General features: G+C 37.0%; 22 protein-coding genes and 1 pseudogene. 15 read left to right on the top strand and 8 right to left on the bottom strand.

Going from position 1 to position 19,874, the window contains the following annotated elements:
- Positions 1–2 precede the first annotated feature (2 nt).
- A complete protein-coding gene (locus OR571_RS04925) occupies positions 3–239 on the bottom strand; it encodes a YuzB family protein (RefSeq protein WP_142540127.1) in 237 nt (78 codons plus the stop codon).
- 127 nt (positions 240–366) lie between these two features.
- On the opposite strand from OR571_RS04925, the gene OR571_RS04920 reads away from it, so the two are divergent.
- From OR571_RS04920 to OR571_RS04910, 3 genes are all read left to right on the top strand, one after another.
- Positions 367–1,434 carry an NAD(P)/FAD-dependent oxidoreductase gene (locus OR571_RS04920; RefSeq protein ID WP_282241740.1) on the top strand — a complete coding sequence of 356 codons (1,068 nt, stop codon included), beginning with the start codon at positions 367–369 and terminating at the stop codon, positions 1,432–1,434.
- Positions 1,435–2,282: 848 nt separating this feature from the next.
- Positions 2,283–3,314: a hypothetical protein gene (locus tag OR571_RS04915; protein ID WP_282241739.1), complete on the top strand. Its 1,032-nt coding sequence runs from the start codon at positions 2,283–2,285 to the stop codon at positions 3,312–3,314.
- Between the two features lie 28 nt (positions 3,315–3,342).
- Positions 3,343–4,446 carry a hypothetical protein gene (locus tag OR571_RS04910; protein ID WP_282241738.1) on the top strand — a complete coding sequence of 368 codons (1,104 nt, stop codon included), beginning with the start codon at positions 3,343–3,345 and terminating at the stop codon, positions 4,444–4,446.
- Positions 4,447–4,656: 210 nt separating this feature from the next.
- On the opposite strand, the gene OR571_RS04905 is transcribed toward OR571_RS04910, so the two are convergent.
- Positions 4,657–4,992, bottom strand: coding sequence for a YuzD family protein (locus OR571_RS04905; RefSeq protein WP_282241737.1), 336 nt, complete (start codon positions 4,990–4,992; stop codon positions 4,657–4,659).
- 80 nt (positions 4,993–5,072) lie between these two features.
- Here OR571_RS04905 and OR571_RS04900 point away from each other — a divergent pair, with 80 nt between their 5' ends.
- Positions 5,073–5,306 (top strand): NifU family protein, encoded by a 234-nt coding sequence (locus tag OR571_RS04900; RefSeq protein ID WP_100353777.1) that lies wholly within the window; start codon positions 5,073–5,075, stop codon positions 5,304–5,306.
- 154 nt (positions 5,307–5,460) lie between these two features.
- Here the strand turns inward: OR571_RS04900 and OR571_RS04895 are convergent, their stop codons facing one another.
- Positions 5,461–6,156 carry a DUF2225 domain-containing protein gene (locus OR571_RS04895; protein ID WP_282241736.1) on the bottom strand — a complete coding sequence of 232 codons (696 nt, stop codon included), beginning with the start codon at positions 6,154–6,156 and terminating at the stop codon, positions 5,461–5,463.
- Between the two features lie 168 nt (positions 6,157–6,324).
- Between OR571_RS04895 and OR571_RS04890 the strand changes: the two genes are divergently transcribed.
- The 5 genes from OR571_RS04890 (at position 6,325) to OR571_RS04870 (ending at position 9,701) form a co-directional block, all read left to right on the top strand.
- A complete protein-coding gene (locus OR571_RS04890) occupies positions 6,325–6,687 on the top strand; it encodes a HesB/IscA family protein (protein WP_282241734.1) in 363 nt (120 codons plus the stop codon).
- A gap of 230 nt (positions 6,688–6,917) precedes the next feature.
- Positions 6,918–8,129 (top strand): NAD(P)/FAD-dependent oxidoreductase, encoded by a 1,212-nt coding sequence (locus OR571_RS04885; RefSeq protein WP_282241733.1) that lies wholly within the window; start codon positions 6,918–6,920, stop codon positions 8,127–8,129.
- Between the two features lie 68 nt (positions 8,130–8,197).
- Complete coding sequence (locus OR571_RS04880; protein ID WP_282241732.1) at positions 8,198–8,692, top strand: NUDIX domain-containing protein; 495 nt, start codon at positions 8,198–8,200, stop codon at positions 8,690–8,692.
- Positions 8,693–9,153: 461 nt separating this feature from the next.
- Positions 9,154–9,279, top strand: a complete 126-nt coding sequence (locus tag OR571_RS04875; RefSeq protein ID WP_282241731.1) for a YuiA family protein — start codon at positions 9,154–9,156, stop codon at positions 9,277–9,279.
- A gap of 95 nt (positions 9,280–9,374) precedes the next feature.
- Complete coding sequence (locus OR571_RS04870) at positions 9,375–9,701, top strand: YuiB family protein (RefSeq protein WP_188713353.1); 327 nt, start codon at positions 9,375–9,377, stop codon at positions 9,699–9,701.
- Between the two features lie 31 nt (positions 9,702–9,732).
- On the opposite strand, the gene OR571_RS04865 is transcribed toward OR571_RS04870, so the two are convergent.
- Positions 9,733–10,209 (bottom strand): divergent PAP2 family protein, encoded by a 477-nt coding sequence (locus OR571_RS04865; RefSeq protein WP_282241729.1) that lies wholly within the window; start codon positions 10,207–10,209, stop codon positions 9,733–9,735.
- A gap of 119 nt (positions 10,210–10,328) precedes the next feature.
- Here OR571_RS04865 and OR571_RS04860 point away from each other — a divergent pair, with 119 nt between their 5' ends.
- The 3 genes from OR571_RS04860 (at position 10,329) to OR571_RS04850 (ending at position 12,862) form a co-directional block, all read left to right on the top strand.
- The gene (locus OR571_RS04860; RefSeq protein ID WP_282241728.1) at positions 10,329–11,831 is read left to right on the top strand and encodes a leucyl aminopeptidase; all 1,503 of its coding nucleotides are present in this window, start codon (positions 10,329–10,331) and stop codon (positions 11,829–11,831) included.
- A gap of 59 nt (positions 11,832–11,890) precedes the next feature.
- On the top strand, positions 11,891–12,121 hold the full coding sequence (locus OR571_RS04855; RefSeq protein WP_282241727.1) for a hypothetical protein: 231 nt from the start codon (positions 11,891–11,893) through the stop codon (positions 12,119–12,121).
- Positions 12,122–12,301: 180 nt separating this feature from the next.
- Positions 12,302–12,862 (top strand): DUF5366 family protein, encoded by a 561-nt coding sequence (locus OR571_RS04850; protein WP_282241726.1) that lies wholly within the window; start codon positions 12,302–12,304, stop codon positions 12,860–12,862.
- Between the two features lie 110 nt (positions 12,863–12,972).
- Here the strand turns inward: OR571_RS04850 and OR571_RS04845 are convergent, their stop codons facing one another.
- Both OR571_RS04845 and OR571_RS04840 read right to left on the bottom strand, forming a co-directional pair.
- Complete coding sequence (locus OR571_RS04845) at positions 12,973–14,832, bottom strand: transglycosylase domain-containing protein (protein ID WP_282241725.1); 1,860 nt, start codon at positions 14,830–14,832, stop codon at positions 12,973–12,975.
- A 128-nt stretch (positions 14,833–14,960) separates the two neighbouring features.
- Positions 14,961–16,196, bottom strand: a complete 1,236-nt coding sequence (locus OR571_RS04840) for an MFS transporter (RefSeq protein ID WP_282241724.1) — start codon at positions 16,194–16,196, stop codon at positions 14,961–14,963.
- A 286-nt stretch (positions 16,197–16,482) separates the two neighbouring features.
- Between OR571_RS04840 and OR571_RS04835 the strand changes: the two genes are divergently transcribed.
- Together OR571_RS04835 and OR571_RS04830 are read left to right on the top strand one after the other, a co-directional pair.
- A complete protein-coding gene (locus OR571_RS04835; RefSeq protein WP_282242057.1) occupies positions 16,483–17,076 on the top strand; it encodes a peptidylprolyl isomerase in 594 nt (197 codons plus the stop codon).
- A 16-nt stretch (positions 17,077–17,092) separates the two neighbouring features.
- Entirely contained in the window at positions 17,093–17,317 is a 225-nt protein-coding gene (locus tag OR571_RS04830) for a hypothetical protein (RefSeq protein ID WP_282241723.1), read from the top strand.
- A gap of 526 nt (positions 17,318–17,843) precedes the next feature.
- On the opposite strand, the pseudogene OR571_RS04825 reads toward OR571_RS04830, so the two are convergent.
- Positions 17,844–18,841: pseudogene (locus OR571_RS04825) on the bottom strand (MalY/PatB family protein).
- A gap of 243 nt (positions 18,842–19,084) precedes the next feature.
- Here OR571_RS04825 and OR571_RS04820 point away from each other — a divergent pair.
- Positions 19,085–19,345, top strand: coding sequence for a DUF1871 family protein (locus OR571_RS04820; RefSeq protein ID WP_282241722.1), 261 nt, complete (start codon positions 19,085–19,087; stop codon positions 19,343–19,345).
- Between the two features lie 46 nt (positions 19,346–19,391).
- Here the strand turns inward: OR571_RS04820 and OR571_RS04815 are convergent, their stop codons facing one another.
- A complete protein-coding gene (locus OR571_RS04815; protein ID WP_093269693.1) occupies positions 19,392–19,604 on the bottom strand; it encodes a helix-turn-helix domain-containing protein in 213 nt (70 codons plus the stop codon).
- Positions 19,605–19,874 lie beyond the last annotated feature (270 nt).

Raw genomic sequence — 19,874 nt, 5'->3', positions numbered from 1 at the left:
TATTAGAATAGAGGATTTTCTTCAATATATGCATATATTTTTTTCACAAGATCTTCTGGGGAATCCCCTTCGACAACATCTCCGTTTACGATTGCGAGTAAAGTTTCGGAGCATAAGGAACAATGACTGAGGCAGCCATATTCTAGTACATCTAAGTTAGGATCTTGTTCTAATATGTCAAAAGCTTCTTGAGAACCATTTGCAAGGTTGCTTATACAAAATTCAACCATAGGATTCATAGCTGTCACCTCACTACAACGTCATGCTACTCCTTTTTTCGCTATCCGTCAATGCAGAAGCTCCCTTGTGAAAAGCATCACAATCATTTATAATTTTAGATGACATTCAAAGATGAGGGAGATAATTATGCGAAAATTAGTATTATTAGGTGGAGGATATGGTAATATGCGAATTTTGTCGCGGCTGTTGCCAAATAATTTACCGCTTGATGTAGAGATTACTTTAATAGACCGAACACCATTTCATAGCTTAAAAACCGAGTTTTATGCGTTAGCAGCTGGAACATCCTCTGATCATGAAGTCCGTGTGGGGTTTCCGGAAAGCGAAAAATTAACGATTAAGTATGGAGAAATTACGGAAATTGATGTAGAAGAAAAACAAGTACTATTAGCAGACGGTGGAGCAGTCCCTTATGATGATTTAGTTATTGGGTTGGGCTGTGAAGATAAGTATCACGGAGTACCTGGTGCGGATGAATTTACGTATAGTATTCAAACCATCGGTCGTTCTCGTGACACATACGCAAAACTTGGAGGACTTCCTGCTGGATCAATCGTTGGAATCGTTGGTGCAGGTTTAAGCGGAATTGAGTTAGCTAGTGAACTTCGTGAGAGTCGTCCAGATTTAAGGATAAAACTATTCGACCGTAGCCCACGTATTTTAAGAGATTTCCCAGAGCGATTGAGTAATTATGTGAAAAAATGGTTTGATTCAAACGATGTAGAAGTAGTTAGTAATTCAAACATTACTAAAGTAGAACCAAACAAATTGTATAATCATGAAGAGGTTATCCCTGTAGACGTGGTTGTTTGGACTGCGGGTATCCAACCAGCAGCTACAGTGGGTGCATTACCAGGTGAAAAAGATAGTTCTGGACGAGCTATACTAACACAATATCATGATTTACCAAATTACGAGAACGTCTTCGTTGTAGGAGATTGTGCATCTCTTCCTTTTGCACCAAGTGCGCAATTAGCGGAGGAGCAAGCGGAGCAAATAGTTAAAGTGCTACAAGCCCGTTGGAGAGGTTTACCGCTTCCTGAAAAAATGCCAGAAATAAAGTTGAAAGGCTTTATGGGTTCCCTTGGAAAGAAACAAGGATTTGCTTACATGGCAGATATTTCAGTAACTGGCCGTATTGCAAGACTGATGAAATCTGGATTGCTTTGGATGTATAAAAGACATAATGGTTAAATAACCTTAGAAACGTTGTAATATCAGCGTTTCTAAGGTTATTTTTTTGTCCTCTTTAAGAAATTTATGTGGTGTGTATCATTTTCTCTAAATAATTCGGCATGGTTTAGAGTAACTGTGACTTAGAGAGCTTGAAGAAAGTGAACGCTTGGATTTAGCACGGCGGTGCTTCGCTTTCCGCGGGCGAGCGACGAGCCGCTTCGTCGCAAGCGACTGCAGGGTCTCGTCTGCCTCGCTTTCCCGCAGGAGGCTCGCGCCGCCGCACTAAATCCCTTCAATTATATTGCAGTATATGTAACTCCAGAAATTGGATAAGGGTAACCAAACAGCTGTCGAAAGCAACCAGTTCTAGTCTGAGAACACCCAAACGTCTGTTAAGAGCAACTAGCTCTAGTCTGAAAGCAACCAAATTAAATTACTCTGGAGAGCAACCAATTTTCATAAAACAAGTTTACTTGGTGTGAGACGCCGATGACTACCTCGCAGTTTCCCTATACTGCGTGAATTACCCATGAAAAGTAGTTGTTACTATATACACAATAAATATTTGGAACGCAAGGTTTAAAGGTATATAATCGCTAGTTCTTTTTGTAAAGTCTCATTACTATGAGTTTGCAAAAATATATATGACAGGAGGTTTAATTTTTCTATTTATAGGAAATATAAAACTTGTATTTGTAATAGTGATAATGTGACAGGAAAAGTTGAAATCCTTTTTTATTGTGTAGTGTAAGGTACTATATATGAAAACTATTGATAACTAATGAGAGAAATAGTTTCCATAAAGTTACATATCTAAAATAGACGGTTACTGCTCTTTTTGAAGTGAGAAGGAGGTGAATGACGATATGTATAAGAGAGTAGTACAAGCGGCTATTATGTTTGGCATTTTAAGTGTACCGACATTTGCATCAGCGGATGGTGGACTACTAAGAAATACGTTAAACAAATCTTCGAATCTTATAGAAACGGTGACAGATTCGGTTTCGGAAGTGCAGCTAACTGAAAAAGTTGCCGAAACGGAAGAACTGATCCAACCTGTTAGGAAAGTAGTGAATACCCTAGATGAGACTACGGAGAAGCTAACGGAAACTGTAAAAAGTGAAAAGCCGATAGTTGACTTAAATGTTTCTTCAAACCCTTCTATAGGAGTTAACCTTGGGGTTGTGGAATCAGAAGTATCAAAAACTCCAACTGTAAAGGTAGATACGTCCATTGTGAAAGTAGAAGTAGATGATACAGCAAAAATAGAAGCTGATTTGTTGGAGGCTCATACTCAGGAATTAAATAAGAAACATCCACAAGTCAGTGTAAAAACTCCTATTATAGATGTGGAAACTATAAGAACTGAACAATCTACTCCAAATACAAATTCGGATTTACCTAAAACAGCTACTGCGCTATCTCTGTTAGAACCGGATAATGTAGCGCAAAAGAAGGAAATCGTTATCCCTGAAATAGAGCAACCCATTCAACATGAACAGCCTATTTTAATGGATGAGCCAGAAATTGGTTTTGAATCGGAGGATCTTCAGAAATCATATCTAGGTGAAGTAGTTACTAAACCACTGGACACTGCTCCAAAGCGGGATATAAAAAAGAAAAAAGAAAAGCGACCAGAATCTTTTCCAAAAATACCTTCTGAGGATTACAATCAATTAAAAGTAGTGCCTACTTTTCAATCAGGCCCATCCACTCCAACACAAACTGGTGGATCAGGAGGACCCATGCCATTCGCAACCATGAATGAAATGGCAATGGCCTTTGAAAGTAGGGGTGCAATTTTTCCAACCATGACACGACTATTATACGATCAGTGGTTGAATGCACCGCCGTTCCAACCACCTCGACAATCTCTTTTTTCTATAAGTAGCATATAAAACTTATATTAAAAGGAGAGAATAAAAAATGAAAAATGTACTCAGAACTTTAACAATTACAGGTGGATTGGCAGCTAGTTTATTAATTGGAGCAGGAGCAGCTTCTGCAGCAGGAAATGATAATTCTTTGTTGAATGGTGAGCATGATTTATTGGAAAGATTAAACTTTTTGGGATCTGAAGATAATGGTATTCTCGTAATTGATTCACAGAAAGATGCAGATTCGAATGTGAATGTAGAATCTACGGAAGATGCATATCAGTCGAATTTAGATGCAGATGCTTCAGCCACAGCAACATATGAAGGCGAAGACGAAACCGCTTCAGTTGATACTGATGGAGACGCTGGAGTAATGAATGAAACAGTAGCAGATGAAGAAAATGACATGTATTCATCTACAGCAGAAGCAGATGCAGAGGGTACAGTCGGAGCAATATATGAGGGCAAAGACGAAACTGCTTCCGTTGATGCTGATGGAGACGCTGGAGTAATGAATGAAACAGTAGTAGATGAAGAAAATGACATGTATTCATCTACAACAGAAGCAGATGTAGAGGGTACAGTCGGAGCAATGTATGAGGGCGAAGAGGAAACCGCATCATTAAATGCTGATGGAGATGCAGGAGTAATGAATGAAACAGTAGTAGATGAAGAGAATGACACTTACTCTTCAATGACAAAAGGTGCGTTTGTCGGTAGCTTAAATTCTTTGTTCGAAAATGAAGATGATTCTTCCTATCTGAATGCAGATAACAACACTACTTTCATGAATAGTATTGAATCAGACGACGAAAATGAGTCATCTACATTTGCTCTTGGAACTGATTCTGCTTCTTTCTTAGCTGTAGGTTCTGAAGACGATGAAAACGAAAATCATGCAACATTCATGTCAGCTTTATCTGCATGGATCAAAGCTGAGCAAATGGAAGACTCATCTTATCTAGGGACTGAAGTAGATACTACATCTATGTTAGGCTTAGAATCAGAAGAAGAAGACTCTTTCTTCTCCATGTTAGATGCTACAGCAAATCTTTGGGTAGAATCTACAGAAAATGAGGAAGAGAATGATTCAAGCGAATTGGGATTAAATCTTGATCTTGGCTTGTTAGCAAGCTCGGAATCAAAAAACTAATAACTTAAGCTCAACTTATACAGTGTATAGACATACTTGACTGCAGACATCCTTTAGAGGTTGTCTGCAGTTTGTTTATTGAGAGCATATTAAAATACATTTATAAAAAAGCTATCAGAATATGAGTACGTCCTTTTGTGTTTTTGTTTATGATTCAACATAAAAAACTTTGAAACAATGTTAGTGTATTGTCTCAAAGTTTTTTGATTGTTATTCTTTTTCGCTCACATACCCATATTTCTCAAGTGCTGCATATACTGGTTTTAGCTGAATATAACCTTCACCAATCATCTCTTCATTAATCATAACAAGTGGATAGAAAAACTCATCTTCTGCGATACGGTTTGCGATATCTTGCTGGCTTTCATTCTCAATTGGCTGCTCGATATCAATATACGTAAACGTTATTTCGTTTGCTGGGAATTTACGGTTAATTGCAGCACTAAGCCATTCGTATGTATCCCTAGAAGATGGCGCATTTACGCAACTGGCGCACACTACATCAGCACCATAAATTTCTATATTTAACGCTTGAGGTTTTGTCATTGTTTAGCTCCTTCGAATTCTTTATTGGATTTTTTCCCTTACTGATATTATAATGATTATAATGAAAGGAGTCGATAGATATGACTGATACAATGAATGAACAAGTTCAAGAAGTTTTAGATAAATTGCGCCCATTTTTACTACGTGATGGGGGAGACTGTGAGCTTGTTGACGTAGAAGATGGTATTGTAAAGCTACGCCTTCTTGGAGCTTGCGGAACTTGCCCAAGTTCAACAATTACATTAAAAGCAGGTATTGAACGCGCTCTTTTAGAGGAAGTACCTGGAGTAGTGGAAGTAGAACAAGTATTTTAACTTCATTCAGCAGGGCACACAAACACTGCTGAATGAAATCAAAGCCTCCGGCGGATGTCACAGATTTTCAGTGGAATTTATCGAGCGAGCTCGATAAAAATCGAGACGCAAATACGTCAAGGCGAATTTGATTAAATAAATAAAAAAGAAGCCATTAAACATAGGCTTCTTTTTCTTTTTGTTCTCGTATTTCTTGCCAACGTTCTTTTGCCATTTCTACAATTTTAGGCTCAAAAGAGGTACTTTGTTTTTCAATTACTTTCGAAAAGTAACGTGTAGCGTATTCCACGTCTCCAATTCTTCGGGATAACTCTGCTATCAAATAGAGAACTTTCGTTTCAGACATTTGCGTTCCACTATAATCTCCAAACGAATAGGAATCTACATAGCGATCCCTTGCTATTTCGATGAAGCGCAGTTCATCCGTCTGTTTTTGCTGCAGACGGTATAGCCAAGCGGTTCGTAGAGCCAATCCCGCGATATTGATAAATTTCTCTTTTTTTATTGTTCCAAAAATAATTCCTAGTTTGTAGGTGTTAATACCTAATTCTATACTTCTTTCATTTCCATATGAACGTGGAACCCATTTGTTTGCAATCTTTTCTTGAATTTCGTCCTTAATACCAGGAGCAAAGTATTTTGAAAACTCCTCTGTAAATGAAGCTCCGCAATGTTCACAAACGAATATATTATAGAGTAAAGGGTTTACCTCTTTGTTTTGGTATATTGGTTGGAAGTCAGAAGCATAAGATTCTACTTTGACAAATTTAGACCGGACTTTAGTCGTTATAAATTGTTTTTTACAGTGTAAGCATTCGATGCTTTTTTGATAATAAGGAGAAATTTCCATAAAAAACCCTCTTTTCAGCCAGTTTGTTCCTAGTTCTATTATACTCTATAATTCTATTGAAAGCGAAATAATTAATTTCTTGTTGGATGTAATTGATTCAAGTAGTTTTCCTTGTCTAGATAGTAAAAACACTGCTATTATATACAAAAGGAAGGAATGGTGATTCAGATGACAGAAGTAGTAATTATATCTGAAGCGGCAGCTTACCGCGTAAAAGAAATGATGACGCATAATGGCGAAGAAGGAGCTATGCTTCGCGTTTCAGTAAATGGTGGTGGATGTAGCGGTCTTTCTTATGGAATGGGTTTTGAACATGAAAAAAAGGAAGATGATATAGAGCTTTTACAGCATGGGATTGATATTGTAGTGTCGAAAGAGGATGCTCCAATTCTAAATGGTACGACGATCGATTACAAAGAATCCTTAATGGGTGGAGGCTTTACGATAGAGAATCCTAACGCTATCGCTTCCTGTGGATGCGGAACTTCATTTAGAACGGCTCAAAAAGCCGGGACTCCTGAGAACTGTTAAAAAGTTGGAGAGAGCATTTCCTACTAATAGGAAATGCTCTCTCAATATTTGTTGTCTGTAAATTCTAAACTAAACAATCCTTTAACAATGTATTGAAATAGCGTGATAAAAGGGATAATATAAGAGATAAGAGGTTTTTGTCGCAAATTAGACAAAAGAAAACGTTAAGATGACGAATAATTTGTGTCATAAAGGTCTTCTAAAATATATAAAAGGTGGTTGTGATTTTCTTGAAAAGACCAACAATTCTAGTATTAGGTGCAGGTTATGGTGGATTATCCACTGTAGTCAACCTTCAAAAATTAGTAGGAACAGATGAAGCAGACATTATTCTAGTGAATAAAAATGATTATCACTATGAGTCTACATGGTTACATGAGGCTTCAGCAGGTACTTTACGTCCAGATCAAGTTCGTTATGATGTAAAGAGTGTTATTAACCAAAGCAAAGTAACTTTTGTTAAAGCAACAGTTGATGCAATCGATGTTAATACAAAAAAAGTCGCAACTAGTGCTGGTGAGTATACATATGACTACCTAGTAATTGGTTTAGGTTTTGAAGGGGAAACTTTTGGAATTCCTGGCTTAGATAAGTATGCGCTTTCGATTGCGAATGTAAATGCAGCACGTCAAATTCGTGATCATATTGAATATCAATTTGCTAACTGGTCAACAGATGATGTGCAAGACGATACTCGTTTAACAATCGTTGTAGGTGGAGCAGGATTTTCTGGTATCGAGTTTTTAGGTGAATTAGGAAACCGTATACCTGAACTTTGCAAAGAATACGACGTACCGAAAGAAAAAGTACGTGTAGTATGTGTAGAGGCAGCTCCAATGGTACTTCCTGGTTTTGACCCAGAACTAGTGGAATATGCTGTAAGACGATTAGAGTCAAAAGGAATTGAATTCTCTATTGGAACACCAGTAGTAGAAGCAACTCCAGAAGGCGTTAAGATCAAAAAAGGCGAAGACGAGTTTGAATTCATCACAGCTGGTACTGTTGTATGGGCTGCTGGGGTTCGCGGAAATCGCTTAATCGAATCTTCAGGCATTGAAAATATGCGTGCTCGTGTTAAAGTAGACAAAGATATGCGTGCTCCTGGTTTCCCAGACGTTTTCATCGTTGGAGACTGTGCACTTATGATTAATGAAGAGATTAATCGTCCATATCCACCTACTGCACAAATTGCTATGCAACAAGCTGTTACAGTTGCGAAAAATATTGTTGCTCTAATGAAAGGCAATGATACAGAAGAGTTTGTACCTGCACTAAAAGGAACAGTATGTTCACTTGGAGAGCATGATGCAATCGGTGACGTAATGGGTAGAAAACTTACTGGAACAAAAGCTTCCATCATGAAAAAAGTAATTGATAACCGTGCACTTTACATGATCGGTGGAGTTCCACTTGTAATTAAAAAAGGTAAATTTAGTTTATAATAAATAAAAATTTGCAGCTCCCCCTAATTTAAAGGTGGGAGCTTTTTTAAAGGGGATGTTGTTTATATATGACTAAAAAAGATCGGGGAAATGTCTGGCTAGGGGTAGCCGGCTTAGTTATCAACGAGATCGGTGAATGGCTTGTAGTGAAAAAAAGATATGGCGGACTTGATGGGAGATGGTCGCTTCCAGCTGGTTTTGTCAATAATGACGAAACGGTAGATGAAGCAGCCTTAAGAGAAGTTAAGGAAGAAACTGGGGTAGAATGTCTACTTCAACATATGATTGGTTTTAGAAGTGGTGTTATCCAAAATAAGATTAGCGATAATATGGCTATTTTTCTATTGCGCCCCATTGAAAGAGATCCCATTCTGAAAGCACAACTATCGGAGCTTTATGAAGTAAAATGGATTCATCCTTCTAAATTATTGCATGATGAAAATGCTTCTGTTATGATCCGTGAATTAGCAGAAAAGAAATTTGAAGATGGCTTTAGCACACTTGATGGTATAAACCCGGGAGATGTATTTGGTTATACGAGTTATAAATTATTCATTAAGTAATTTTGAGTTAACAGCAAATGTTCAATCAACTTATTTTGCTATGGACTTGAACGTTTGGAAAAACATATATCGTGGTTTTAACTGTCGGGGGATGCTAATACTACTACCCCCGACAGTTTTTTTGATTAGTCACATATGTATCTTAAAAGGTAATTAAACAAAATATAAAAGCATAAGGTTAAGGAGGAGATTATGGCTTTATAGCGCTTCTTTCAAGGTTTAACTTTTACTTGAATTTCTTTACCGATGCTAAAGATAGATTCCGCCACAGGATTATCGTATAAAGTGTCTAGGGGACACTCTAAACACAAGTCACGATTTATGGTAGAGCGATTATTAAATCCAAAGCTAACTGAAGAAATTTAATTGTGAGCCAATGTATTTCACTTTTTTATTTACAAATAACTCTATATATGATATATTATCAGAATATTAAAATAATCATTAAAGGGGCTGTTGGAATGGAAAAGGTAAAACAAGAAGTGGTTACTAGAAACTGTCCATATTGCAAAGGGGAAGGCTATTTTCAATTACGCTTAGGCGGTTCCGAAACTTGTAATTGTTGCAATGGTTCAGGGAAAAAATAATTCCTTTATGACAAATAGGTGAAAATACACAAGTACATTGAATACTCTCCTCCGTTAAGGTAAACTAGTAAAAGATGCTACGGAGGTAATAGATTATGGGAGATTTTATGCTTGTGCAAATGATCATTTCGGTGCTCATATTTTTTGTCATGTTTTTTGGAATCGCTTTTTTACTTAATATGCTACTTAGAATGACATGGTTTATGGCAATTGTTTATCCAATCGTTGTCATATTTATAATTGATGAAGTTGCTTTTTTTGATTATTTCACAAAGCCAGGAATTGCTTTCTCAGCACTTGGGGAAAAGTTAATGTCATTGCATGCAGCAGATATTATTATTTTGTCTAGTGGACTTGTAGGGGCAATTGCAGCTGGGTTTGTTATTAAATACTTAAGAAAAAATGGATATCAAATGTTCTAAAAGGATGACTCACTTAGAGTCATCCTTTTTCTCATACTATTGCCGTATAAATAATGATAGAAATCGCGATACCTGTTAGAGCACCCATGAATACTTCGATCGGTTTGTGGCCGAGTAAGGTTTTTAACTCTTCAATTTTCTCTTCGCTTTTCATATGAGACCATTCTTTTGTTTGGGTAACAAAATTTTGAAAGTCTACGCGCATTTGGTTGATGACTACTGCTTGTTTGCCTGCTTGAAAACGAACACCAGTCGCGTCAAACATGACAATAACAGCAAATACAGTTGCAACTGCAAAGAGGTTCGAATCAATTCCTGTTTCATACGCAATTGCGGTACAAAGCGAGGTTACAGCAGCAGAGTGAGAACTAGGCATTCCACCAGTAGAAGTGAATAATTTCCAATCTAATTTTCTTGTTACGAGAAAATGAATAGGAATTTTTACAAATTGAGCAAAGAAAATAGAAAAAAGTGCAGCCATTAATGGTGTGTTTTGGAGGATTGCCAAAGTAGACACCGCCTTTCAGTTAACTTAAGTAAGTATAGTATAACACATTCATACAATTCGAAAAATGAATCTTCTTCCTATATAATAAGAATGAATCCGAATATGTAGGGGGAAAAATAATGATTATTAGTACAAATGAAGTATTATTCGATGAAATTCAATCTGAAACACTAGTGGTGGCTGTTTCAAAACATGCGGAAAACACAAGTAAATGGGAAGCGTTCCTAAGTAGTTATGGCGAACATATTACAGAATGGGTAAAGAGTGGAGACATTTCATCAGAACTTAAAAAAATTGTAAAAGTACCTGTAGCGAATAAAGAAACTTTAAAAAGAATTCTTTTTGTAGGAATTGGCGAACGTAAACAATTAACTCAAGAAAATATTCGCGAAGTTTTTGGTCTTGTTGGAAAAGAATTATTAGCCAGCAAACCTGAGTCATTAGCAATTTGGATTCCATCATTTAGCACAGAGTCTATTTTGGACGGAGATATCGCTTATTTAGCTGCGGAAGGGCTTACAATGGGTTCATTTGTATATGAAGGATATAAAACATCTTCCAATGTTCCGGATTATTATTTACCAGCAATTGAGCTTTTAACCGATGAGGATAGTGATGAAATAGTTTCTTACTTTGAAGTAGGGACAGTTTATGCGGATGCAGTAAATGAAGCTAGAATTTTAGTAAATACTCCAGGTAATGTCCTGACTTCTACACAATTGGGAGAGTATGCACGAGAACTAGGCAGTACATATAATTTCGAAACAGAAATTTTAGGTAAGAAAGAAATAGAAGAGCTTGGGATGGGTGCTTTACTCGCCGTTAACCAAGGATCCGTAGAAGAACCAAGGTTAATCGTTTTAAAGTACCAAGCTACTGAAAAATGGGAAGATGTTGTGGCACTTGTTGGTAAAGGAATTACATTTGATACTGGTGGTTACTCAATCAAAACAAAAACAGGTATTGTCGGGATGAAAGGCGATATGGGAGGAGCAGCTGCAGTGCTAGGTGCGATGCAAATCATTGGTGAGCTCCGTCCTAACAAAAACGTAATTGCAGTAATTGCATCGACTGATAATATGATCTCTGGCAATGCTTTTAAACCGGATGATGTGATTACTTCAATGAGTGGGAAAACGATTGAGATTTTAAATACGGATGCAGAAGGGCGCTTAGTGCTTGCTGATGCAGTAACGTATGCTAAACAGCAAGGTGCGAACTACATTGTAGACGTTGCCACACTAACTGGTGGAGTTATTACAGCACTTGGTTATGATAAAACCGGAGCACTTACAAATAATGAAAAATTTTTCGAAACTTTCATGGAAGCTTCTCTTGAAACAGGAGAGTTTACTTGGAGATTACCTTTAACGGAAAGCGATAAAAAACGTATCCGTAAAAGTGATGTAGCAGATTTAAACAATTCACCAGGTAGCGATGGTCATATGATTTTTGGCGGTGGATTTGTTGGAGAGTTTGTAGAAGAGACGCCATGGATTCATTTAGATATTGCAGGAACTTCCGATACGAAAGCCGCATATGATTTCGGACCAAAAGGCGGTACTGGTGTTATGGTACGGACTCTTGCAACATTAATTGAACGAATGGCTGAAGAAGAATAGGGAAAACGCACAGCCTATTACTCCTTAACCGCATACACTGTTGGGAAAGGAGGAACAGCATGGTACGATATAATAGAGGTGGCTTTGGTGGAGGCTTTAGAGGTCCTGGCTTTGGATTTGGTGGAATTGGTGGTCCATTTATAGGAGGTTTAGTTGGGGGTCTTTTAGGTTCTTCATTTGGAGGATATGGTTACAACAACAGATATCCATATTATCCACCTTATCCACCATACCAACCATATCCATATTATCCATATTATCCGTATTATCCTTATTACGGTGGTTATTAATAATAAACAAAAAGCTTTTGCAACACGTGAATTTTACGGTTGCAAAAGCTTTTTATACTTTTGCAAATCATATGAGCAAGTAAATTCTTTATTTTGACGAAAAAATTGACAGCCACTTGCGGAATACATCTTCCCTTCGTTATGATAATACTGAATACTTTATAGAATAAGAGGATAGTTATGAAAAACCCATATGTGTTTGGATTTTTACCGTTAATAACGATTTTATTATTTAGTTTAACTTTCTCTGTTTTTACGATGAATAAAGCGATAGCATTGTTTAAAGTTATAGGTGTATATAGTGGTATGCGAGAATTCTTATCTGATTTAGAGCTGAAACTATTTTTACTCATTATTTTAACACTAGTTTATTTTATGCTGTTTTCTGCTTTAAAACTGATTGCGGAAACAATACATGAGATTGGGATGTTATTTTTTTCAAAGGATTTTGAAGGGAAGACTATTTCACAAGCTCGTGGCGGTTACGTGATCTTTTTTGTAGGAGCAGTAATTTCTGCTGTTGGTTTACAGTCCCTTCAATTATTGCTGCTCATTTTTCTTGCAACTGCATTGATCTATTTTATATATGTCGTTTTTAAATTGAGTAATTCGATGAGTTTATTGGGGACAGTAGGGTTAATCATGTTCGAGATTATTATTTGGAGTCTATTTCTAGCGTTAGTAATTTATGCAATCATCAAGCTATACAATGGAGTTATAGCAAGCTTACCTTTATTGTAAAAGACAAAAGAAGCTATGGTTAAGTAGCTTCTTTTGTCTTTTTGAAAAGTATAAAGCTCATGGATAACTTTATACTGGAATTCTTCATCCAGCTTCAAGTACCTTACACTTTAGTTCTTTTTCATTATTTGATTGAAGATGGAATGGTGAAATTTTTTCGATTCGATTGGTTTCATATTTTTAGGCAAATCATAGCCAATCCAAACAGTAGACGTATACGTATCCGATAATCCTGCTATCCAATAATCCACATAATCATTCGTTGTACCTGTTTTAGCACCAATATACGATGATTGAACTGAAATGCCTTTGCCAGTTCCATTAGCGACTACATCATGTAACAAATTACGCATCGTTTGTACGGTTTTTGGTGACCAAACTTCTTGTTTTTCCTCATTCCATTCATATAAGATCTCGCCATTTTTGTCTACCACTTTACGAATTGCATGTGCAGGTTTATACATACCGTTTATAAAGCTTGTATATGCATCAGCCATTTCCAACGGCGTGACTCCTTTTGTCAGCCCACCTAAAGCGGCTGCATAGGAATGATCTTCGTTTACTATATGGTTGAATAGAAACGGTTCCAGTTTATTAAATGCCGTTTCGATACCGGTCGTTTGCAATAAGCGAACAGCAGGTGTGTTGTAGCTAAAACGAAACGCTTCTTTAATCGTGACATTCCCATAAATTGCTCCTCCATAATTTTGAGGACAGTAGGTACCTATGCAGAACCTTCCTGCATTTATCACATTTTGAGGTGTTAAAGAAGTCGTTTCAAATAAGGGGGCATATACAAGTAAAGGTTTAAATGCTGAACCTGGTTGACGAACTGCTTGGTATGCTCGGTGAAAGTCGTACTTTTTATAATCTTTTCCTCCATATAGACTTATAATTTCCCTCGTTTCATTATTAATAACAGCAGATGCCGCTTGGAGGCCGGGAGTTTTAGTTAGAAGATTATTGATATACTTATCGTCTTTTAATTGCTTCGCTGGATCGAGTGCAGTATATATGGTGATTCCTTTTGTACTGATTTCGCTGACTCGAGATTGAAGCTCTTTATCGAAAAAATGTTTTTGGTGTTCGTTTTGAGCAGCAGCTATTTTTTCTAGAAAACCTTCTTTATAAGCGATTAGATTTTTTAATTCTTCCATTACGTAAGTGCTATAGGCAGGATATAGTTGTGTTTTCGTTTTTATATGCAATACAATTGGCATTGCTTTTAAAGCATCACCATCAGTAGCAGTTATCTTGTTATTTTTGACCAATACATCAATGAGTAACTCTTGTCTTTTTTTCGTTGCATCGAAATGGACTAAAGGATCATATAACATTGGGTTATTTGGAATAGCGCTTATAAAGGTGAGCTCGGCTTCTGTTAGCTCGTTTAACGGGCGGCTAAAATAATAAGTTGCGGCAGCCCCTATTCCATAGACTTGGTTTCCGAAGTAGATCTCATTTAAATAATTGGCTAGTATTTCCTCCTTTGTGGATTGTTTTTCCATTTCATAAGCATATAATAATTCCGTTACTTTTCGTTCATATGTTTTTTCAGTAGTCAAATAACGCAATCGGACAAGTTGTTGTGTGATAGTACTTGCACCTTGTTCTTTTGAATTGGCAATGGCGTTTGCAAAAACGGCACGGAAAATCGCACTAAAATTAAATCCAATGTGGTTATAAAACTCTACATCCTCACTTTGTATAAATAATTCTTGAGCAAATAGAGGGATAGATTCAAGTGGTAGAGGTTCTCGCCATTCAACATAATCCTCTGAAAAAACTTGCTCCTGTTTATCAAGGAGAACAATAGGTGAAGAAATTGATGGACTCGATATTTGAATAGACTTTGCGAGATTATCTTTATATGAACTAGCTACTAGTATTTCTGTATGTATAAAAGAATATAAAATCCATATGAAAGGAAAACAAAGTAATAGGATGATAAAACCGATTGCTTGGCGCATTTGTTGTACTCCATTTCATCATTATAAAGATCGATTACATCTTATTGGAATTGAGTCCAGATTATCATAATCCATGACAACTCCTTGTTAAAAGAATAGCACACTTTCTAGTGGAAAGTGTGCTAGTTTTAAGTTGTTTTTGCATGAAGTTCTTCTTCTAACAATACATCTTCAAAATCTTGCACTGGTTTCTTTCGTGCAAAATAAATAATGAAAAAGGCGATTAAAAATAAGCTGCCAGTTACAAAAAATACAGAAGAGATGCCAATATATCCGCTTATAAAACCACCAAACATAGGTCCAATAATATTTCCTAAAAAACGGAAGCTTGTGTTATAACCCATTAATTCCCCTTGTACTTCGATCGGTGCTTCTCTTCGAATCAATGCTGTCGTTATTGGTATGAGTCCACCAGATGCAATTCCAAATAAGAATCGTAGGACGATCAATTGCCATAAATCAGTAACGAAAGCTTGTGGAATGATAAATATAAACGCGATGATTAGTAAAGCGGATAATATTTTTTCGTATCCCATTGTATCTCCAAGTTTCCCCCAGGTTCTAGCAAAAAGTAAACTGCCGACCCCTGTTGCACTAAAGGTAATACCTGCGAGTAAGGCTACTTCGGTTGAATTAGTTAAATGCGAAACATACAAAGAGAGAAGAGGCTGAATACTAAATAAACCGATTTGAACAATCGACGTTATTATTAATACATTTAAAATAAGTCGATGGTGAAAAATACCCGAAATAACTGTTTTTCTGGAAAATTCATGGTCGCTAATCTTCTTCTCTTTTTTTATTTCTCGTATACCGAAAATAACGAGTAATGCAGCGAGTGAAACAGCGGAAGAGGTAATAATAAAGGTATACTGAAAACCGAAAGTATCTGCTAAGAAGCCACCCATTACCGGGCCAAATAGTGTACCGGATACACTTCCTATTTGTAGTGTCCCCATCGTTTTTCCAGCTATATTTCTTGGTGTTTGTGCGCTTATGAAAGCTAGTGAAGTAGGGATAAATCCAGTAACAATCCCCATAAATAAACGAAGGATAAAAAATGCTTCTACAGAATGAACGAAGCCCATTAATAAAACACTTGTTGCAATGCCAAAACCATTAATAATCAGTATAGGTTTGTACCCATATTTGTCCGCAATTCTTCCCCAAACTGGAGACATTAAAAAGGCGGTCACAAACGTAACTCCAAATACTAACCCAGCCCATTTTTGAACGTAGCTTTCAGAAAAGTCACCCATACTGTTAATATATAATGACAAAAAGGGCATGATCATCGTCATTGTGCCCGAGACGAGAAAGTTAGAAAACCACATGATCGTAAAATTTCTCTTTTGTACGCTCACCGTAATCCCTTCTTTCTTTTTTTGTTGCGTACTTAATAGTCACATACTAGTATAGAACATTTCGAGTGACTAAGAAAGTTAGATACTTTGTCACTGAAATTGAGATACGAATATGGTAAACTATTTTGGGGTGAATAAATTCGTGAAAAAAATAACTTTATTCTTAATTATAAGTACCGCGCTTATCTTAAGTGCATGTGGAACAACGGCTAAAGAAGCACCGAAAGAAGAAAAAGTTCCTGAAAAAGAAACAGCTGTAAATACTGATACCCAACAAAAAGGAGAGATAACCATGTATCCACAACTGAATGCAGAAGTTGCTTCTAATGAAGCATTAGTTATTATGCATACTTCTATGGGAGATTTGAAAATCAAACTATTTCCAGAATATGCACCAAAAACGGTCGAAAACTTTTTAACGCATGCGGAGAACGGCTATTATGATGGCATCATTTTCCACCGTGTTATTCAAGATTTCATGATTCAAGGTGGCGACCCGACTGGAACTGGAATGGGTGGCGAAAGTATTTACGGAGAAGAATTTGAGGATGAATTCTCGATGAACCTATTTAACATAAGAGGCGCTTTATCTATGGCAAATGCTGGCGCGAATACGAATGGTAGTCAGTTCTTTATCGTTCAAGCAACTCAACCACCAGCAACTGTAGAGCAATTAACAGAAGGTGGATGGCCAAAAGAAATTGCGGAAGCATATGCGAAGAACGGTGGAACGCCACATTTGGATCAAAAGCATACTGTTTTTGGACAAGTAATAGAAGGAATGGATGTTGTTGACCAAATAGCTGCGGTAGAAACTGGTGCACAAGACAAGCCGGTAAAAGATATAACAATTGAATCCATCGAGATTATTGAAAAATAAGTAAGGAAGTGTAGATATGTTTACTTTTTTACAGCCAGCGTTCCTTTATTTGTACTTTCCAGAAGATAAAACGGAATATATTCCAGTAGTCATCGAATTTCTTGTATTATTGGTAATTTGTATATTTGTTTTCAGATGGTTCAAAAAGAAATCAGCAAGAGACGCCGAAAAAGCAAAAGTATTAGAAGAAAAAATCATGCAAATGAGAAAAGAAGAATTAGAAAAGCAGTCATCTCAATGAGATGACTGCTTTTTCGTGTTCAAGTGGTATGCTAATTGTTTAGGGAAACTGCGCGGTAAAGATCTTAAGATGTTCGCCATGATTTCCGCTCCAGGCGGACGCTTTCCGTGGGGCGAGCGGTGAGCCTCCTCCTCCGCTAACGCTACGTGCGGGGTCTCACCTGTCTCGCTAATCCCACAGGAGTCGCCGCCTTGCACTCCAATCAATAGAACCTACTAATAATCACTATAAAGTATGTCTTATTCAATTAACCATAGGTTTTCCCTATAGAAAAAACAATGTAGTACTAGATTTAGTGCATTATGTCTTAGTAATTAGCAAACTCTACTGGATTGTAGCGAAAGGGTGGCGACTCCAGCGGGAACAGCACGAGCTGAAAGCCCCGCAGGAGCGTGAGCGACGAGGAGATTGAAGCCGTGCCCGCGGAAAGCGTCCACCCTGTAGCGAAAATCACGGCGGATACCTAATAAAGACTCACCGCGCAGTTTTTTCCTATACTGAGCAAGTAAAAGCTTCTAATAGATGATTATTCCAGTGCTCTAGTAAATCGGGCAACACCATCTTGAATCGTTTCGAACGGGCAAGCACAGTTCATCCGTAAAAAACCATCACCAGCTTCTCCATACTTAGTCCCTGGCTCTAGCGCTAGTCTTCCTTTCATTAACAGCCGTTCCATTATATCTTGTTCAGAAAGTCCAGTACCTCGGTAGTTGATCCATAACAAATACGTTCCTTCTGGTTTCGCTACTGTTATTCCTTCAATTTTGGATAAATGCTCTACAGCGTAGTCCATATTAACGGAGAGAACTTTCATTAATTCCTCTAGCCATGGTCCACCTTCTTCATAAGCTGTTTGCAATGCCGTTAACGCAAAAATATTTAGCCCCATTACTCCACGAGTCATAGCAAAATGCTCCAATGTTTTTCGTTTTTCTTCATCCGGTACAATAGTAGCCGCTGCTTGAATTCCTGCGATATTAAATGTCTTAGTAGGTGCAAAGAATGTAATAATATTCGAAATATCTTCTGCTGCATTTAGCAAAGGAGTATGTTGAAAAGGTTTATATGTAAGGTCTGCATGGATTTCATCCGAGAGAATTAGTACATTATATTGTTTACATAGTGCTGCCATTTGTCGAAGGTCTTCTTTGCTCCATACCTTTCCACCTGGATTATGCGGATTGCATAATACAAATACTTTTATCCCTTTTTGTAAGCACTCTTCAAAAAGTTCAAATCCACTTCATATCCGTTATCTTTTTCTGTCAAACGGCAAGTGATGACTTCTCGTCCTAAATTTTTAGGAATACTTGTGAATGGGGGATAAACAGGTGTGTGTATTAGTACTTTATCACCTAGTTCTGTAAATAACTCGATTGCTTCTGCCATGGCCGGAATAACACCTTGGCGAAATAAAATCCATTCGTTATCAATCGCTAATTGGTGCTTGTTTAATGCCCAACTAGACAAAGCTGTTTTAGCTTCTTCTGGTGTAATGGCGTAACCAAAAATTGGATGTTCCATTCGTTTATGAATGGCATCTGTAATAACCGGTGCAATAGCAAAATCCATATCTGCAATCCACATAGAGAGCACGTCTGATGTATCCTCCAAAGAATAAATTTGATCAAGCATGTCCCATTTAACAGAGAAGGTATTTCTTCGATTATAAATAGTAGAAAAATTAGACAAAATAATTTCTCCTTTCAATTTAAGATTATTATGTTATTATATCCCTAACTAATAAAACTAGTAAGGTGAAACTAAATGGATACAATTGAAATGAATAGAAAAGCAATTTGGACTCTACAAGAGTGGGATCCATTCAATTTAGGAGTAGATGGTTACGAAACAGAAACAGCAGATGTTGTAGCAGATTTACAGAACATTGATCATCCTTCTGAACTGGCGAAACGGATTCAGGAAATTTATGAGCATTCGTTCGAGCAGTGGATACCACTTGAAAAATGTGTGGAAATTTCATATAAGTTGATTGCCTTAAAATATGAAATGAAATGTATTATTTAATAAAAAAAGCTTTCGGTTTCAGTATATCCCGAAAGCTTTTTTTGTTTTATGCATCTTGTAAGCCATCTAATAAATTGGATGCTGGTACTTCCAATGCGTTCGATAATTTTAAGATGGTTTGGACAGATGGTGTTTCGTTGCCTGATTCATATGCCTCTAGTTTTCCTGTACCAATTCTTGTTTTTAAAGCAAGTGTTTCTAAAGAAATATTACGCTCTTCTCTTAGTTGTCGTAATTGTTCATGCAATTCTTTTTTCATAAATTCATCCACCTCTTTAAAAGTCTTAATTGTTACTATATTATAGCACAATTCTTTTTAGAACAGCTTTGAAGTATTGACAGAAAAAGTACTTTTATCCCGTATAACGGGCAGTAAGACTCCCGCTTCAAAATTGAAGAAAAACGAAAAGATAAGTGGGAGATCAACTGCTGGCATGAGCCCGATGAAATGATCCCAGACTAAGTACGCAACATCGTGTTGCTCCTGTGCAAAGCTCGTCGCAAAATAAAAGAGCGTTTGCAACGTCTG

It is taken from the genome of Psychrobacillus sp. NEAU-3TGS (assembly GCF_029955155.1).
Taxonomy (GTDB): domain Bacteria; phylum Bacillota; class Bacilli; order Bacillales_A; family Planococcaceae; genus Psychrobacillus.
Note: the sequence above shows the minus strand (reverse complement) of the source record. Positions and strands in the feature narration are given on the sequence as shown.

What these genes read in the sequence shown, in the direction of transcription:
- OR571_RS04925 (WP_142540127.1), bottom strand. Translation starts at nt 239, where the DNA reads ATGAATCCTATGGTTGAATTTTGTATAAGCAACCTTGCAAATGGTTCT.
- OR571_RS04920 (WP_282241740.1), top strand. Translation starts at nt 367, where the DNA reads ATGCGAAAATTAGTATTATTAGGTGGAGGATATGGTAATATGCGAATT.
- OR571_RS04915 (WP_282241739.1), top strand. Translation starts at nt 2,283, where the DNA reads ATGTATAAGAGAGTAGTACAAGCGGCTATTATGTTTGGCATTTTAAGT.
- OR571_RS04910 (WP_282241738.1), top strand. Translation starts at nt 3,343, where the DNA reads ATGAAAAATGTACTCAGAACTTTAACAATTACAGGTGGATTGGCAGCT.
- OR571_RS04905 (WP_282241737.1), bottom strand. Translation starts at nt 4,992, where the DNA reads ATGACAAAACCTCAAGCGTTAAATATAGAAATTTATGGTGCTGATGTA.
- OR571_RS04900 (WP_100353777.1), top strand. Translation starts at nt 5,073, where the DNA reads ATGACTGATACAATGAATGAACAAGTTCAAGAAGTTTTAGATAAATTG.
- OR571_RS04895 (WP_282241736.1), bottom strand. Translation starts at nt 6,156, where the DNA reads ATGGAAATTTCTCCTTATTATCAAAAAAGCATCGAATGCTTACACTGT.
- OR571_RS04890 (WP_282241734.1), top strand. Translation starts at nt 6,325, where the DNA reads ATGACAGAAGTAGTAATTATATCTGAAGCGGCAGCTTACCGCGTAAAA.
- OR571_RS04880 (WP_282241732.1), top strand. Translation starts at nt 8,198, where the DNA reads ATGACTAAAAAAGATCGGGGAAATGTCTGGCTAGGGGTAGCCGGCTTA.
- OR571_RS04875 (WP_282241731.1), top strand. Translation starts at nt 9,154, where the DNA reads ATGGAAAAGGTAAAACAAGAAGTGGTTACTAGAAACTGTCCATATTGC.
- OR571_RS04870 (WP_188713353.1), top strand. Translation starts at nt 9,375, where the DNA reads ATGGGAGATTTTATGCTTGTGCAAATGATCATTTCGGTGCTCATATTT.
- OR571_RS04860 (WP_282241728.1), top strand. Translation starts at nt 10,329, where the DNA reads ATGATTATTAGTACAAATGAAGTATTATTCGATGAAATTCAATCTGAA.
- OR571_RS04855 (WP_282241727.1), top strand. Translation starts at nt 11,891, where the DNA reads ATGGTACGATATAATAGAGGTGGCTTTGGTGGAGGCTTTAGAGGTCCT.
- OR571_RS04850 (WP_282241726.1), top strand. Translation starts at nt 12,302, where the DNA reads ATGAAAAACCCATATGTGTTTGGATTTTTACCGTTAATAACGATTTTA.
- OR571_RS04845 (WP_282241725.1), bottom strand. Translation starts at nt 14,832, where the DNA reads ATGCGCCAAGCAATCGGTTTTATCATCCTATTACTTTGTTTTCCTTTC.
- OR571_RS04830 (WP_282241723.1), top strand. Translation starts at nt 17,093, where the DNA reads ATGTTTACTTTTTTACAGCCAGCGTTCCTTTATTTGTACTTTCCAGAA.
- OR571_RS04820 (WP_282241722.1), top strand. Translation starts at nt 19,085, where the DNA reads ATGGATACAATTGAAATGAATAGAAAAGCAATTTGGACTCTACAAGAG.
- OR571_RS04815 (WP_093269693.1), bottom strand. Translation starts at nt 19,604, where the DNA reads ATGAAAAAAGAATTGCATGAACAATTACGACAACTAAGAGAAGAGCGT.